This is a genomic window from Sphingobacterium endophyticum, assembly GCF_009733535.1.
Lineage (GTDB): Bacteria > Bacteroidota > Bacteroidia > Sphingobacteriales > Sphingobacteriaceae > Sphingobacterium > Sphingobacterium endophyticum.
Window position 1 is genome coordinate 1 of the sequence record NZ_SMMI01000020.1, and the last position, 14,868, is coordinate 14,868.

The 14,868-nt window shown below is 39.6% G+C and carries 16 protein-coding genes; 10 read left to right on the forward strand and 6 right to left on the reverse strand.

Annotated elements, in window-relative coordinates; all coding sequences use genetic code 11:
* The 3 genes from E0Y80_RS18120 to mobA all read right to left on the reverse strand — a co-directional run.
* On the reverse strand, positions 1 to 1,433 hold a 1,433-nt coding region (locus tag E0Y80_RS18120), incomplete at its 3' end, for a YWFCY domain-containing protein (RefSeq protein WP_156309093.1).
* 102 nt (positions 1,434 to 1,535) lie between these two features.
* On the reverse strand, positions 1,536 to 2,822 hold the full coding sequence (mobB, locus tag E0Y80_RS18125) for a conjugal transfer protein MobB (protein WP_156309094.1): 1,287 nt from the start codon (positions 2,820 to 2,822) through the stop codon (positions 1,536 to 1,538).
* Positions 2,823 to 2,830: 8 nt separating this feature from the next.
* Positions 2,831 to 3,262, reverse strand: coding sequence for a conjugal transfer protein MobA (gene mobA, locus E0Y80_RS18130; RefSeq protein ID WP_156309095.1), 432 nt, complete (start codon positions 3,260 to 3,262; stop codon positions 2,831 to 2,833).
* 748 nt (positions 3,263 to 4,010) lie between these two features.
* Between mobA and E0Y80_RS18135 the strand changes: the two genes are divergently transcribed.
* Genes E0Y80_RS18135 through E0Y80_RS18155 form a run of 5 tightly spaced genes read left to right on the forward strand, consistent with a single transcriptional unit; the run spans position 4,011 to position 6,433 of the window.
* Positions 4,011 to 4,778, forward strand: coding sequence for a ParA family protein (locus tag E0Y80_RS18135; RefSeq protein WP_034867773.1), 768 nt, complete (start codon positions 4,011 to 4,013; stop codon positions 4,776 to 4,778).
* Positions 4,779 to 4,783: 5 nt separating this feature from the next.
* A complete protein-coding gene (locus E0Y80_RS18140; RefSeq protein ID WP_034867772.1) occupies positions 4,784 to 5,227 on the forward strand; it encodes a DUF3408 domain-containing protein in 444 nt (147 codons plus the stop codon).
* Between the two features lie 11 nt (positions 5,228 to 5,238).
* Positions 5,239 to 5,511 (forward strand): DUF3408 domain-containing protein, encoded by a 273-nt coding sequence (locus tag E0Y80_RS18145; RefSeq protein WP_052114627.1) that lies wholly within the window; start codon positions 5,239 to 5,241, stop codon positions 5,509 to 5,511.
* An 11-nt stretch (positions 5,512 to 5,522) separates the two neighbouring features.
* Positions 5,523 to 5,795 (forward strand): DUF3408 domain-containing protein, encoded by a 273-nt coding sequence (locus tag E0Y80_RS18150; protein WP_156309096.1) that lies wholly within the window; start codon positions 5,523 to 5,525, stop codon positions 5,793 to 5,795.
* A 2-nt stretch (positions 5,796 to 5,797) separates the two neighbouring features.
* Positions 5,798 to 6,433: a conjugal transfer protein TraD gene (locus E0Y80_RS18155; protein WP_156309097.1), complete on the forward strand. Its 636-nt coding sequence runs from the start codon at positions 5,798 to 5,800 to the stop codon at positions 6,431 to 6,433.
* A 60-nt stretch (positions 6,434 to 6,493) separates the two neighbouring features.
* On the opposite strand, the gene E0Y80_RS18160 is transcribed toward E0Y80_RS18155, so the two are convergent.
* The 3 genes from E0Y80_RS18160 to E0Y80_RS18170 form a co-directional block, all read right to left on the reverse strand.
* Positions 6,494 to 7,288: a cation efflux transmembrane domain-containing protein gene (locus E0Y80_RS18160; RefSeq protein ID WP_026706462.1), complete on the reverse strand. Its 795-nt coding sequence runs from the start codon at positions 7,286 to 7,288 to the stop codon at positions 6,494 to 6,496.
* Positions 7,289 to 7,291: 3 nt separating this feature from the next.
* On the reverse strand, positions 7,292 to 9,433 hold the full coding sequence (locus E0Y80_RS18165) for a TonB-dependent receptor (protein ID WP_231596100.1): 2,142 nt from the start codon (positions 9,431 to 9,433) through the stop codon (positions 7,292 to 7,294).
* 115 nt (positions 9,434 to 9,548) lie between these two features.
* Positions 9,549 to 9,950 carry a hypothetical protein gene (locus tag E0Y80_RS18170; RefSeq protein WP_228384046.1) on the reverse strand — a complete coding sequence of 134 codons (402 nt, stop codon included), beginning with the start codon at positions 9,948 to 9,950 and terminating at the stop codon, positions 9,549 to 9,551.
* 99 nt (positions 9,951 to 10,049) lie between these two features.
* Here E0Y80_RS18170 and E0Y80_RS18175 point away from each other — a divergent pair, with 99 nt between their 5' ends.
* The 5 genes from E0Y80_RS18175 to traJ are packed head-to-tail and all read left to right on the forward strand — an operon-like array spanning position 10,050 to position 14,860.
* Positions 10,050 to 10,355 (forward strand): DUF4134 domain-containing protein, encoded by a 306-nt coding sequence (locus E0Y80_RS18175; protein ID WP_026706465.1) that lies wholly within the window; start codon positions 10,050 to 10,052, stop codon positions 10,353 to 10,355.
* 11 nt (positions 10,356 to 10,366) lie between these two features.
* Entirely contained in the window at positions 10,367 to 10,699 is a 333-nt protein-coding gene (locus E0Y80_RS18180; RefSeq protein WP_156309098.1) for a DUF4133 domain-containing protein, read from the forward strand.
* The gene (locus E0Y80_RS18185) at positions 10,696 to 13,200 is read left to right on the forward strand and encodes a TraG family conjugative transposon ATPase (protein ID WP_156309099.1); all 2,505 of its coding nucleotides are present in this window, start codon (positions 10,696 to 10,698) and stop codon (positions 13,198 to 13,200) included. Before E0Y80_RS18180 ends, E0Y80_RS18185 begins: the two co-directional genes overlap by 4 nt.
* Before the next feature lie 29 nt (positions 13,201 to 13,229).
* Entirely contained in the window at positions 13,230 to 13,862 is a 633-nt protein-coding gene (locus E0Y80_RS18190) for a DUF4141 domain-containing protein (RefSeq protein ID WP_156309100.1), read from the forward strand.
* Between the two features lie 2 nt (positions 13,863 to 13,864).
* Complete coding sequence (gene traJ / locus E0Y80_RS18195; RefSeq protein ID WP_002978255.1) at positions 13,865 to 14,860, forward strand: conjugative transposon protein TraJ; 996 nt, start codon at positions 13,865 to 13,867, stop codon at positions 14,858 to 14,860.
* The last annotated feature ends 8 nt before the right edge of the window (positions 14,861 to 14,868 follow it).

Consider the following 14,868-nt stretch of genomic DNA (forward strand, 5'->3'; position numbering starts at 1 on the left):
GTTGCAATTAAATTATCTAATCCTCTAAAGTAGATCGTCGGCAACTCATCTATGATAACTGAACTCTTTAATTGTCCCTTTTTGTTAATGAGCTTTACAATCCTCGAATTGTACAATCCTAACGCTGCGGAATAAATATTTTGTCGGTCGGGATTATTACCAACACACAAAATTTTTGGTTCATTTGGATTATTGATGTCTAAAGAAAAATCATCGCCTGTCATTACCCAATACAACTGCGGGCTAATCATTCTTGACAACGGAATTTTTGCCGATGCAATCTGCCCTTGTAATTGGTCTTGTGCGCCACCTTGCCAAGCATCCATAAAAGGGGACAAATAGTTTTCTAAATCGGGATATGAAGTTAAAATCGTGAAAACATCTGAATACTTCTTGTTCAGCAATTCAATAGCGTGCGGAAAAGTACAAAACTTTCCATCTTCATAAATTTTCAAATACCAAATAATGGCTGCTAGCAAAATAATCGGACTTTCTACAAAGAAATCGCCTTGCTTCTGTATCCAGCTTCGGTTGAGGTTTAGCATTATGGTATAAGCCGCTTCGTAAGCATCGGAAATATCCGTCATAAAATCAGGATTTAATGGATTGCAACGATGGCTCTTTCGTGGGTCGTCAAAGTTGATGACGTAGAATTTCGGCTGAACTTTGTACTTATCGGTATGTTTCAACAAATGATTGTAGGCAATTGTAGAAAGGTCATCAAACTTAAAATCGTAGATATACATACTGAAGCCTTTCTCAATCTGTTGTTTGATGTAATTGTTTACGATTGCATACGATTTTCCAGAACCGGGTGTTCCCAAAACAATAGTTGCCCGGAAAGGATTGACGATATTTATCCAGCCGTCATTCCATTTATTTTTATAATAAAACTTGGTAGGAAGATTGACAGAATATTCGTTTTCCATCAGTTTGGTTTCCTGCTGAAAACTCTCATTTTCATTATTGAAAACATCGTCCATAAGGTTAGTACGGAGTAATCGGCTCATCCATACACCTGCCATCAGCAAGGCGATATAACCTAATGAGATAGTAAGAATATACAGGAATGTGCCTATTACTGGAGATAGCTTTAAGAATGGTGTGTTCAGAAAAAACAGCACAAAGCCAATCCCCAAAGCCACGTAAATTTTAGACCAGGTTATTTTTTCATTCTTTACACCCTTTGTACCTAAACAGCTTAATGCCAATAATACTAAAGCAAATACTTTGGTATATAAGGTATGCGAAAACAATCCTGCTGTTCGCTGAAAATTGCCTAATATTTTGTTGATTATTTCTAAAGTCCAGCCACGTTCTATAAAGAAACCGTAGCAAAACCAATAAAGGTGCATTAGTACCAAAAGGATACTTACTGCCCTCATAAAAGCCATTATTTTGGCTAAACCTCTTAAATCGTCTTCTCCCTGCATTATTTTTTAGTTTTAATGTTCGGGAGTGAATTTAAAGGCTCTACTTAGTGGCTATAAGAATGTGGCAGTCAATGGCGGTGCGTGGCAGTGTTTGGCTGATTTCTATTTTTGACCTCTTTGGCGGTTTCTTTTTTTCTTCATCTTATTGGCAAAATCCTGTTCCTCGTAATCTTCGCCCTGTGCTTCGGGCAATAAACCGCCTAATGCCTCAATCAAACCGTCTTCGTGTTTTTCGGCATTTAAGAAATCGAAGAAATGATGAGGTTCTTCCGCAGGAAGATCTGCATCATTTGGTCTTGATATTTTCGATTGTAGTTCAACTGGCTCTTTAATCCCAGATTTTATATTATTATTCCAATAATCATTAAAAGTATTGGCAGAAAGTTCTTTTCCCAATCGTGAACCATTCCAAACTGTCTTAGAATTGTGGTCAATAAAAGTTATTCCGTAAATACGTCCTGTATCATTTCTCCTAACCACTACATTAATCCCTTGTTCGACTAACTTTTTCTTAAAACTCATTTCATCGTTCGTTGATTGTAAAGCAATGTTTACAGCAGATTTTAAAGTTTTTTGAACAGGATTATTTTTTAATGCAATTTTACTTTTCTCAAAATGCAATTCCAAAGCTGGAAGTCCAGCACTTTTTCCGAACAAAGAAGCTTTGAACGGATGACCGGCTTTTTCTCCTTTTTCATTTAATGGAATGTACAATAAACCCTTCTGCATCTTTCCTTGCAATTCGCCCTCTACCTTTTCAGTCGTAATATTAAACAAAGAAAGCAAGGCGTTGTATTCTCCCAAAGTCTGAAATTTATAATAATTCGGCAGGTGGCGGACTACTGAAGCAATCTGACTTTTTACATTGCCTGCTTTATAATCAACCGGACTGAAAACCTTGCCATTCTGCTTGTGTTCTTTATCGGTTGCGGGTATCAATCCGTGTTTCCTTTCGAGTTCACGGCACACATTCATAGACCGCATTTTTTCAAACTTGTCAGAGATTTTTTTACCATTCTCGTCCACACAAACCGATACGATATGAATATGACTGCGGTCAATATCCGTGTGTTTGAAAACTACAAAAGGCTGTTCACCGTATCCCATTTCCCGCATATACTGCTCAGCCATTTCCCGATATTTTTCATCGCTTACCTTATCATTCGGGTCGGGATTGAGCGAAATATGCAAAGTATGTTTTTCAGTATTGCGGTTCGCTATCAAATAAGAAGCAAAAGATTGGGCTAATTGAGCAACGGAATATTTTCCATTTGCAGTTTCAATCAACTTATTGGTAAACAAAATTTTTCCATTTTCATTCTCCACTTTCAGCTGATTGTACCCCAATGCTCCGTATAAATTTCCACTTCTTCCGATTTTCGCTATCATTACTAAGACTATTTTTTCAGATGTTTTGCTTCAAATTCTTCGGTTATCTGAATGATTTTTTGGCACAGCATTGCCATTTCAGCCGTCTGTTTTTCCAATTTGTATAGAAACGCCGCTGCTTTTTTCTCGGAAAAATTCTTGTACAGCAGCTTTACAATCTGGTTATAATTAACGCCTACTGAACGAAACTGACTGTGAAACGAGGTCAACCGCATATAAAAATCAACTGTTCCTTTATCAATTTTAACCGATTTCATTTCCTTATTAAACAGCAGGAAAATGATAAACTTTGCTTTATTGGGCATTCCCGATGCTTCAAAAAGCGATAAAAGTTTGGCGTTTTCTTCGTCCGTAAGACGAAAAACGTGGCGGTGGATGCTTGGGTCGGTCTTAGCTCTCCGTCCGCCCTTATTCTGTTTTTTGTTATTGTTCTCGTTCATCATAAATCAATTTTAAATTCACACAAAAACGCTGACTTCGGAAGGCGTTTTTTAAGCTCCCGGCAGGGCAAGTTGTTTTGAGGCACTAACTCGGTTTCGAGTGCCTCAAAACACAACTTGCCGTGTTCCGTTGAACACAAAAATCCGTCCGCCAAAAAAGGCGGAACCGGATTAAATGTAACAGGGAAAAACGGCTCGATGCCGTTCCCGTTACCCTCCGATTTGTCAAAAGTCTTTTGCATAAATCCGTTAATAAAAATTATTGTACAAAGTAAAGCCCTGTTTACGAAAGCATTGTGCTGTATAGCAGTGCCAAACACTGCCTTTGAACGCCAAACACTGCCACATTGATAAACTCCTTTGTTTATCTCTTTTTATTTGTACCAACAAAAGGAAGTAAGTGTATAGATAGTTATGCAGGTAACAACATAAGTACCTAACTACCGAAGTAAGTAATCAAGCAAACAGGTACATAGAAAAGTACCTGTTCAGATACCTGTTTATGTTGTTCTGTATGCACAAGTGCAAGTATTCAGGTAAGTAGGTCTGCTTGTACATATCTACTTATCTGCCTACCGATGTAGGCGTGTATTCAAGTACATAGATAGGTTGGTCTATGGGTAAATAATTACGTACGTAAATAAATCGGTGCATAGCAACATACTTAAATACAGAGGTGTCTATCTGCGGACATAAGCATTTACGCATATAGGTAATGGAGTATATAAATAATTAAATAAATAGAGATATGAGTACAAAACACAAAACAGTATTTATCGCCTTTTCTTCTCAAAAAGGCGGTGTCGGCAAAAGTACATTCACCACACTTGCTGCAAGTACCCTGCATTATCGTTTAGGTTATAATGTAGCCGTATTTGATACGGATTTTCCACAGCACAGCCTGATGAAAATGAAAGAACGTGACCTTAAAATGGTAATGGGAAACGAAGCCCTGAAGAAACAGGCGTATAATCAATTTATGACCATAAACAAAAAGGCGTATGAGATTATACAGCACGGGGCTGATAGTGTATTAGAAAAAGCCCAGGAATATGTAAACGCTTCTCCTGTTCCGATTGATGTTATATTCTTCGATTTACCCGGAACCGTGAACACACCCGGCATTCTTAAAGCGTTGGCAGGAATGCACCACATTTTTACTCCCATCACGGCAGACCGTGTGGTAATGGAAAGTACGCTTGTTTTTACACAACTTTTAAAGGACGTGATTATGAAACAAGGTGAAACTTCCATTAAAACAATTAACCTGTTTTGGAACCAAGTGGACGGCAGGGAAAGTACACCATTATATGAGGTATATAACAGCCTTATCCGCCAATTAGGATTAAGCCTGATGCAGAGCCAAATCAAGAGCAGTACACGCTTTCGTAAAGAAAGCGAAGTGAACAGCAAAACCGTTTTCCGCTCCACGCTATTGCCTCCCGACGAACGGTTGATGAAAACCTGTCAGTTAAACCTGTTTATGAACGAATTTTTAAAAATCATTCAATTATAAGCCCTATGGAAAAAGGAAACAAGAAAAGGGTTACTCCCGATATAAACGAAGAACTTATGATGAGCCTTATGGTGGATGGTATCAAAAAGGATGGCATAAAACTACCTCCTGAGCCCGTAAAAGAACCCAAAAAGGAAAGTGAAGTTGAGGAAACAAAACAACAGGCTGACCGAAACAAAGTCACGGTTAGAGAAAAGAACAGAACAAGGCGAAACGCTGAAACCGATTACGAAAATATCTTTTTCAAAAAAACCGACACCAATGCCCGTGACGGAAAAACGGTCTATATACGACCGGAATTTCATGAAAAGCTGACACGCATTATTCAGGTGATTGGCGAAGATAAGATTAGTATATACGCTTATCTGGACAATCTGCTGGACTACCATTTTCAGGAATTTGGCGAACAGATTACCAAGAGCTATAACGACAAGTATAAACCCATTTAATAATTGGAGATATGGAAAAGAGCAATAAAGCGACCAGAGCAAAGAAGACAAACAAATCGTATTCTTCTAAATTCCTTAAAAGGAACACACTGAAAGGAAGAGGCGATAAATCTATTTATGTCCGTCCCGAATACCACGAAAGGCTTACCCGGATAGTGAAGATTATCGGTGCGGGAGAAATCCCACTGTACGCCTATTTGGATAATATCTTAAAGCACCATTTTGAGTTGCATTCCGAAGAAATTCTCGAAGATTATAACAAGAATAATAAACCTATTCTATAAAGTATTTGATTATGAAAAATTTATTTAAGAAAAAGGCACAACATAAAAGCACCGCACAATATAGTGCCAGGTTTTTAGCCAATCGGTTTCCGTCCGGTCGTAACGGTAAGGTCGTTTACATACGTCCCGAATACCACGAAAGATTGCTCCGTATTGTACAAGTAACAAGGGAGGAAAAAACAACGCTCTACTCATACATTGACAATATTCTTGAACACCACTTCAAGGAGTTCGGGGAAGATATTACAGATTATTTCAACGACCATTTTAAACCCATTTTGTAGCTATGGAAATAGTAATTGTGATATGCCTACTGATAGTCATTGTCCTGCTATTGCAGGATAAGATTGTCATTCATAAAAGGTCGAAACAAGAACCTCCGCAGAAGAAAGCCAATCCGAACCTGCCCGATATTATGGGGCAACCAAAACCCGTAGAACGCCTTTCAGTGCCAAACACTGCCAATGAACGCCAAATTCAGGAACCGGAGATAAACCCTGCTAATTTAGACATTGAATACGACGAAAATGAAAGCGTAGGTATTCAAATTCCGCAGGAAGAGCTGGACGAAGTTTTCAGAAATATACCTGATTTGGAAGAAGAGGAAGAAGAATGGAACAGGTACGGAATATCCGGTGGCGATGACGGTTTTGCCCAAGGGGTTACCTTTGAAGAACTAAGCTCCGTGGGGGTGTTGCTCCAAAAAGAAGAATTGGAACCAGCCCAAAAGGAAACAGCGATAGCAATAGTTCAAAAAATACAGGGAACCGAATTATTCAGCCTATTGGAAAATTCTATGGAAGATGCTTCCCGAAGAATAGCCGAGCTTTTGGATAGTACCCTTTCATCTGAAACGGAAGCCGGTTCTTCCACTTTGCGGAAAAGTGATTTGAGTGATTTTGACATTGGGGAGTTTGTGTAAAAAAATAGAAGATTTTAAATGAGCCTGAAATTTAGTTTTTCAGGCTCAATTTTTTCTCACTCATTTCGCCAACTTCAATATTCTGTATGCCCCCCTTGCCACAACTAAGAATACAATAGCTCCGATAATCAAATCGGGATAGCTTGAATTGAGCCAATGAACCAAAAGCCCTGCAACGATAACACCCGAATTGATAATAACATCGTTTGATGTAAAAATCATAGTTGCCTGTATGTGGGCTTCTTTGCTTTTGTTCTTTTGCAACAGGTAAAGACAAAATATATTTGCCATTAGTGCCAAAACAGAAACGATAATCATAGTTTGAAAATCGGGCATTTTTTCAAAGCCTAAAAAACGCCTGATAACTTCAACAAAACCAATAACAGCCAATAGGATTTGAAAGTACCCTGCAAATTTGGCGATGTTGTTTTTCCTTGCTATTGTTCCACCCACAGCGAATAAAGCCAAAGCATAAACGATACTGTCCGCAAGCATATCCAAACTATCAGCTACCAAACCCATTGAATTGGAAAAAATGCCAAACACCATTTCCAATCCAAAGAAAACGAAATTAATAATCAGTACAGTCCAAAGTAGTTTCCGTTGGTTATTATTTGTATCTGTTTCAAAAATTGCATTGCTTTCTTCAGTTGAAATCAATGTAGTATTCAGGTTTAGTGTTCCCAAAGCCGTTAAAATCGGGTCGGGATTTCCATTGTGATAAACGTTCAGCTTTCTGTTTGGAATATCAAACTCTAATGATTTTACCGTATCAAAGTTTTGCAGTTTCATACGGATTAACTGCTCCTCACTTGGGCAATCCATTTTTGTAATATTGAATATTGTTTTGTTCATCTTTTAAAGTTTAAATTTTATTCCTCCGTTAATTACAAATCCGTCCAATGGTGAATAAATATCTTTAAAAACAGGGTTGGTTATAGTACCTGTATAAATGTTATCAAAACGTGTCTGTCTTGTATCAAGGAAGTTTTCAAAGTTGATATATAAAGAAAATCTTTCCCAAATCTTTTCAGCCATAAAGCCACAGGTCCAATAATCGTTTCCTATTGTTCCGTCATTGAGCTTTTGCGGACTGAAATAATAGGCTTCTAAACCAATCTTCCATTTATCCTCAATTTCATACATCAGTACAGAGTTAATACGGTGTTTTGGGGTTAATGGATTTTCGGTAGTTGTTCCGTTTTCAATCAATCGGGTATCGGTAAAGGTGTAGCCCAGAAACAGTTTCAAATCATCATATCCTATTTTTACGTTGGTTTCTGTTCCTTTAGTATGAATGTAGCCCGATGAATTGATGAACTGATAAAGATTAGCAGATGGATTTTGAAGCAACAAAGGATTATCCAGATAAGTATAAAAAAACAATTGGTTTATGCTGAATGTCCAATCATCGCCTATATTAGTACGGTAGTTGATGTCTGCATTTGCTCCGTAGCTCCTTTCTAATTTATTGGTTTTATCGTTAATAGGCATTACGTTTTGATATTGTATGCGTTCGCTTTCTTCGGTAAAAATGGTTGGTGTTTTGTAGCCAAATCCGCCCCCGACACGTGAAGTCAATCCATTTGCAATCTTAAACAATGCCGATACTCTTGGCAAAAAAACAGCTCCATAATCAATCACATAATCCGTCCTTAAACCTGCTTCCAATTGAAGCCAATCGGTAGCCTTAAAAGAATTTTGAACGAAAGCCCCGAATGTGGTATGAGTATAATCCCTCAACGGAAATGCAGTAATCTGTTTTTCTTTAAAATTATCAGTCCAAATATTAACGCCTGTTACCCATTCCGATTTTTCTTTGCTGTGCGTATAGCTTGCTTCCGTAAAAGTAGCGGTCTGCGTTCCCTCAAATTCGTAATTCGGAATAGCCGTATTGCGGTTAAAATAACTTACGCTGTTTTTGAATTGTACAAAACTGTTTTCGTTTACAGTATGGTCAAAAACAAATTGAGTGGAATAACGCTGTGTTTTGTTTTCTTCAAAATATTGATGGGTGTTATCTCCTTTGCCTTTGATGTAGAGCATATCGCCACCCAAACGGTTTTCAATGGTGGTGTTAATACCAAAGTTCATTTTTGTTTTATCATTGAAGTAAACAAATAATTTAGGGTTCAGTACATACCTTTCAAATTGGGGAATTGCAGAAAGCCCGATTTTTGCAGGGTCGTAAGCTCCGTTGCGATTATGCGAAGCAAATATTGTCGTTCCGATTTTCTTAAACTTCTGTCCGTAAAAACCGTTGATGTCTAAACCTCTGCCTGATGTTCCGTTTAAATGAAAGCGTAAATCCCTTTCTTCCGTTGGTGTTTTGGAAATCAGATTGACCAGACCTGCTATTGCTCCACCACCATACAGCGTGGAAGTTGAACCTTTGATAACTTCCACCTGCTTTAAGTCAAGGGGTGGGATTTGCAACAAACCTAACCCACTTGAAGCACCCGAATAAATCGGGAAACCGTCTTTTAAGATTTGCGTATATCGTCCGTCAAGCCCTTGAATACGAATACTTGCGTTGGCACTTGTGGGCGATGTAGTTTGTACATGAATACCTGTACTCTCACTCAAAAGCATACGAATATCCCCTGCTTTCATATTGCCTTTTTCGTCCAATTCTTCACCTCCGATAAATTCAATTCTTGTAGGGATATTTTGGATAGTTCTTGTACTTCTTGTTGATGAAATAACGATTTCTTCCAAATCTTCCGATTGTTCAGAAAGTAGGATTTCAATCGGGGTTGTATCTTTTAACGGAAAATTAAAGCTGTCGGTACGTTGGGCAAAACCAACATAACTAAATTGAATTTCCTGCAAACCGTTTGGAATACCTGTTAATATGATTTGTCCGTTTTCATCTGAAGTTGTTGCGATTGTAGTTCCCGTAACCTGTGCGGTTACGCCCATTAAAAGCTCTTTTTTTTCACTGTCTTTAATTACAGCTTTGAACGTATTTTGTGCATATACACAAAGGTTTAGTGCCATAAAAAATGACAAAATGAGTATTTTTTTCATTGTAAAAATGATGCTTAATATGAATAAATGAATGATAGCGGTGCTATGCACCGCAGGTAATAAACTGTGCTGAAGGCACTACATATTAAACAAGCTGTGGGGGATGCCAAACGGAAAAGGGAAAATCAGAAACAGGCGGTGTTGGCATTGTTCCTAATTTTCTTTGGGGTTCTTTTACTGAATGTGTAACCGAAAAATGAAAAGTAATTAAAACAAATCCCGTACAGGTATTACAGCTAAAAAAAGGCGAACAACAACCCTTATTGCAATCTTGGTCTTCCTGTCCGTTTTGTCCTTGCTCGGTTGTATGCTCCTGCATACATTTATCCTCAATAAAAGTCGGTACTGCTGATAACAGCAATACATAAACGGCTAATATTAAAGATATAAATTTCATTTTGCGAAGATAGTAAATAAACATTGTCCAATAAATATATATCCTCTTTTTTTCATCTCTATAACGCCACCCACCGCCAAACAATTCCACTGACTGCCACTTTCTTATAACGCTCTAATTTCTGAAACACCTTTGTCCCGAAAGCCCGCAAGGTGCGGGATAACAATAACAAATTAATGTGTTTCAGTTATGGAAAAACAGAGAAAAAAAGTTTTGCTGGCAGCCGTGGCTATGCTGTCAGGAATTGGTGCTTTCGCACAGGGAAACGGTACAGCAGGTATCAACGAGGCTACCCAAATGGTAACGTCTTATTTCGACCCCGCAACCCAATTAATCTACGCCATAGGTGCAGTAGTCGGGTTAATCGGAGGCGTTAAGGTGTACAACAAATTCAGTTCGGGCGACCCCGATACATCCAAAACTGCGGCAAGCTGGTTTGGTGCGTGTATCTTTTTAATCGTGGCAGCTACCATCCTGCGTTCATTCTTCCTTTAATCCTTTGCTTTATGAACAATTACAACATAAACAAAGGCATCGGGAGAACGGTGGAATTTAAAGGTTTGAAAGCGCAATACCTTTTCATCTTCGTTGGCGGACTACTCGGTACGCTCATCTTCGTGATGATACTGTATATGGCAGGCGTAAACTCTTACATCTGCCTGTTTCTCGGAGCAGGCAGTGCTTCGCTGATTGTGTGGCAGACCTTTTCGCTGAACAGGAAATATGGTGAACACGGATTAATGAAAATAGCTGCTAATAAAAGGCATCCCCGCTACATCATCTGCCGCAAGCCTATACACCGCTATTTAAAATTCACTCCTAAATCGAATGTCCTATGAGAAACGTTGCAAAAACTACAACGCTGGAAAACAAATTTCCGTTGTTGGCAGTAGAAAACAACTGTATTCTTTCCAAAGATGCAGATATTACCGCCTGCTTTGAGGTTCGTTTGCCGGAACTGTTTACTGTAGCTTCTGCGGAATATGAAGCCATTCATTCCGCCTGGCATAAGGCTATCAAGACCTTGCCTGATTTTACAGTTATTCACAAACAGGATTGGTATATTAAGGAAAGCTATACGCCCAATTTGGCAATCGAAGACCAGAGCTTTTTATCGAAGTCTTACCAACGTCATTTTAATGAGCGACCGTTCCTAAACCATTACTGCTACCTCTTTTTAACCAAGACAACTAAAGAGCGTATGCGTATGCAAAGTAATTTTTCATCGCTTTGCAAAGGTTCGCTGATACCAAAGGAAATCAGGAACAAGGAAACGATACACCGCTTTATGGAAGCGGTGGCACAGTTTGAACGTATCTTAAACGATAGCGGTTTCATAACCCTGAAACGTCTTACCGAAGATGACATTATCGGAACGGACGAAAAACAGGGATTATTGGAACAGTACCTTACGCTATCAAGGGAAGCTGGAACACCGATGCAGGACATCGCTCTCGGAACGGAAGAAGTCCGTATCGGGAACAAAAGGTTGAGCCTGCACACCTTGTCCGATACTGACGATTTACCCGGAACGGTATCGGCTGATACCCGTTTTGAAAAGCTATCTACCGACCGAAGTGATTGCCGTTTGTCATTCGCCGCACCTGTGGGCTTGTTGTTAAACTGCAACCACATTTACAACCAATATTTGTTTTTGGATAACAGCGAAGCCAATCTACAAAAGTTTGAGAAGTCCGCAAGGAATATGCACTCACTGGCTCGTTACAGTCGTGCCAACCAAATCAACAAAGAGTGGATAGAAAAGTACCTAAACGAAGCCCACAGTTTTGGGCTATCTTCTGTTCGTGCTCACTTCAACATTATGGCGTGGTCGGATGATGCGGCAGAACTGAAACAGCTAAAAAATGATTGTGGTAGTGCTTTAGCATTGATGGAATGTAAACCCAGACACAACACTACCGATGTAGCAACATTGTACTGGGCAGGAATACCGGGTAATGCAGGTGATTTTCCCGCAGAGGAAAGTTTTTACACCTTTATCGAACCTGCATTATGCTTCTTCACGGAAGAAACCAATTACCACAATTCGCCTTCGCCATTCGGTATCAAAATGGCTGACCGCCTGACCGGAAAGCCTATCCATTTGGATATATCGGATTTGCCTATGAAGCGTGGCATAATCACAAACCGGAACAAGTTTATACTCGGTCCATCGGGAAGTGGTAAATCGTTCTTCACAAACCATATGGTTAGGCAGTATTACGAGCAAGGCGCTCACGTTTTGCTTGTGGACACCGGAAATTCTTATCAAGGTTTGTGCGAACTCATTAAAGGTAAAACCAAAGGCGAAGACGGTGTTTACTTTACTTATACAGAAGACAACCCAATTGCCTTTAATCCTTTCTATACCGATGATGGCGTATTCGATATTGAGAAGCGTGAAAGTATCAAGACTTTGATACTGACACTCTGGAAACGTGATGATGAACCACCAACCCGTTCAGAAGAAGTAGCATTATCGAATGCTGTATCAGGCTATATCGAGCGCATCAAACAGGAAGATATTTATCCATCATTCAATGGCTTCTATGAGTATGTAAAAGGCGATTACCGCAAGGTACTCGAAGAAAAACAGGTAAGGGAAAAAGACTTTGACATTGCCAATTTCCTTAACGTACTCGAACCCTACTACAAGGGCGGTGAGTATGATTATTTGCTCAATTCCGATAAGCAGTTAGACCTGCTTTCCAAACGCTTTATTGTCTTTGAAATTGATGCGATAAAAGACCATAAAATCCTCTTTCCCATAGTTACCATTATCATTATGGAAGTCTTCATTAACAAGATGCGTAGGCTGAAAGGTATTCGCAAACTCATCTTAATTGAAGAGGCTTGGAAAGCGATTGCCAAAGAAGGAATGGCAGAATACATCAAGTATCTCTTTAAGACCGTCCGCAAATTCTTCGGAGAAGCGATTGTCGTAACGCAAGAGGTCGATGATATTATCCAATCGCCTATCGTCAAAGAAAGTATCATCAATAACTCTGACTGTAAAATCCTTTTAGACCAACGAAAGTATATGAACAAGTTTGATGATATACAGGCGATGTTGGGGCTTACAGATAAGGAAAAAGGGCAGGTACTTTCTATCAATATGAACAACGATGCAAGCCGACTTTACAAAGAGGTTTGGATAGGCTTAGGTGGTACGCACTCGGCAGTCTATGCCACCGAAGTTAGTTTGGAGGAATACCTTGCTTACACCACCGAAGAAACCGAAAAAATGGAAGTGATGCAGCTTGCTGCTGAACTGGACGGCAATGTAGAACTCGCCATCAAGCATATCGCAATGCAAAGGCGGGACAAAGTAAATCAATAGTCAATTAACAATTTAAAAATTCAGAAACAATGAAAAAAGTATTGTATCTGGTGTGTACGGCACTAATGCTCGCCGTAGCACCGTCAGCGAAAGCTCAATTTGTAGTAACTGACCCTGCAAATCTGGCATCAGGAATTATCAACAGTGCGAACGAAATCATACAGACTTCTTCCACCGTGAGCAATGTCGTAAAGAACTTCAACGAAGTGAAGAAAGTGTACGACCAGGGCAAGGAATATTACGATAAGCTGAAAGCTATCAACAACCTTGTGAAAGATGCCCGTAAAGTACAGCAAACCGTATTGTTGGTAGGCGATGTGTCCGAAATATATGTTCAGAACTTTGGAAAAATGATGAACGACCCCAATTTTACACCACAGGAATTGGTTGCAATCGGCAACGGTTATTCGGCACTGCTCAATGAAAGTACCGAACTGCTGAAAGAATTGAAGCAGATTATAACCTCGTCAAGTCTTTCCCTGAACGATAAAGAACGTATGGATGTAATTGACCGTGTATACAAAGAAGTTAAGGATTACCACAGCCTTGTTCGCTACTACACGAATAAGAACATTTCTGTAAGCTATCTAAGAGCGAAAAAGAAAAACGACGCACAGAGAGTGCTTGAACTCTACGGAACTTCTAACCAAAAATACTGGTAAAAATGGAATGGGATAATCTTCACGAACTCCTTCGTTCACTTTACGATGATATGATGCCACTTGCTGGTGATATGGCGGCTGTGGCTAAAGGATTGGCTGGATTGGGTGCGTTGTTCTATGTAGCATTAAAGGTTTGGCAGGCTTTAAGCCGAGCCGAGCCTATCGATGTGTTTCCGTTACTGCGTCCATTCGCTCTGGGTCTTTGTATAATGTTCTTTCCAACCATCGTGTTGGGAACCATTAATGCAGTATTAAGCCCGGTAGTTACAGGAACTCACGCCATACTCGAAGACCAGGTGCTTGACCTCAACCAACTCCAGCAACAGAAAGACCAATTGGAATACGAAGCAATGGTACGAAATCCCGAAACCGCCTATATGGCATCAGACGAAGAGTTTGATAAAAAACTGGATGAATTAGGATGGTCGCCTTCCGATGTTGGTACAATGGCAGGAATGTATATGGACAGGCAAGCCTACAAGATAGAGAAAGCAATAAAGGATTGGTTTCGCAATTTATTGGAAATACTCTTTCAGGCGGCGGCTTTAGTTATTGATACCATACGAACATTTTTCCTGATAGTCCTTTCGATACTGGGGCCAATAGCTTTTGCTATTTCCGTTTGGGACGGATTTCAGTCAACGCTCACGCAATGGATCACGAGGTATGTAAGTGTTTACCTGTGGCTTCCTGTTTCCGATTTGTTCAGTTCGATGTTGGCAAGAATACAATCCCTCATTTTAGAACGGGATATAGCAATGCTTGCCGATCCAACTTACATACCCGATACGAGCAATACGGTGTACATCATCTTTATGATTATCGGTATCGTTGGCTACTTCACAATTCCAACAGTAACAGGTTGGGTAATCCAAGCCGGAGGTGCAGGAAACTTTACTCGTAATGTAAATCAAACAGCGATGAAGGCAGGAAACCTTGCAGGTGCTGGTGCAGGATCTACAGTAGGAAACATCGGCGGTAAACTGATGAATAAATAACAATAAAT

What these genes read in the sequence shown, in the direction of transcription:
- E0Y80_RS18145 (WP_052114627.1), top strand. Translation starts at nt 5,239, where the DNA reads ATGGAAAAGAGCAATAAAGCGACCAGAGCAAAGAAGACAAACAAATCG.
- E0Y80_RS18160 (WP_026706462.1), bottom strand. Translation starts at nt 7,288, where the DNA reads ATGAACAAAACAATATTCAATATTACAAAAATGGATTGCCCAAGTGAG.
- E0Y80_RS18135 (WP_034867773.1), top strand. Translation starts at nt 4,011, where the DNA reads ATGAGTACAAAACACAAAACAGTATTTATCGCCTTTTCTTCTCAAAAA.
- E0Y80_RS18190 (WP_156309100.1), top strand. Translation starts at nt 13,230, where the DNA reads ATGAAAAAAGTATTGTATCTGGTGTGTACGGCACTAATGCTCGCCGTA.
- E0Y80_RS18150 (WP_156309096.1), top strand. Translation starts at nt 5,523, where the DNA reads ATGAAAAATTTATTTAAGAAAAAGGCACAACATAAAAGCACCGCACAA.
- mobA (WP_156309095.1), bottom strand. Translation starts at nt 3,262, where the DNA reads ATGAACGAGAACAATAACAAAAAACAGAATAAGGGCGGACGGAGAGCT.
- E0Y80_RS18165 (WP_231596100.1), bottom strand. Translation starts at nt 9,433, where the DNA reads ATGGCACTAAACCTTTGTGTATATGCACAAAATACGTTCAAAGCTGTA.
- traJ (WP_002978255.1), top strand. Translation starts at nt 13,865, where the DNA reads ATGGAATGGGATAATCTTCACGAACTCCTTCGTTCACTTTACGATGAT.
- E0Y80_RS18155 (WP_156309097.1), top strand. Translation starts at nt 5,798, where the DNA reads ATGGAAATAGTAATTGTGATATGCCTACTGATAGTCATTGTCCTGCTA.
- E0Y80_RS18180 (WP_156309098.1), top strand. Translation starts at nt 10,367, where the DNA reads ATGAACAATTACAACATAAACAAAGGCATCGGGAGAACGGTGGAATTT.
- mobB (WP_156309094.1), bottom strand. Translation starts at nt 2,822, where the DNA reads ATGATAGCGAAAATCGGAAGAAGTGGAAATTTATACGGAGCATTGGGG.
- E0Y80_RS18175 (WP_026706465.1), top strand. Translation starts at nt 10,050, where the DNA reads ATGGAAAAACAGAGAAAAAAAGTTTTGCTGGCAGCCGTGGCTATGCTG.
- E0Y80_RS18140 (WP_034867772.1), top strand. Translation starts at nt 4,784, where the DNA reads ATGGAAAAAGGAAACAAGAAAAGGGTTACTCCCGATATAAACGAAGAA.
- E0Y80_RS18185 (WP_156309099.1), top strand. Translation starts at nt 10,696, where the DNA reads ATGAGAAACGTTGCAAAAACTACAACGCTGGAAAACAAATTTCCGTTG.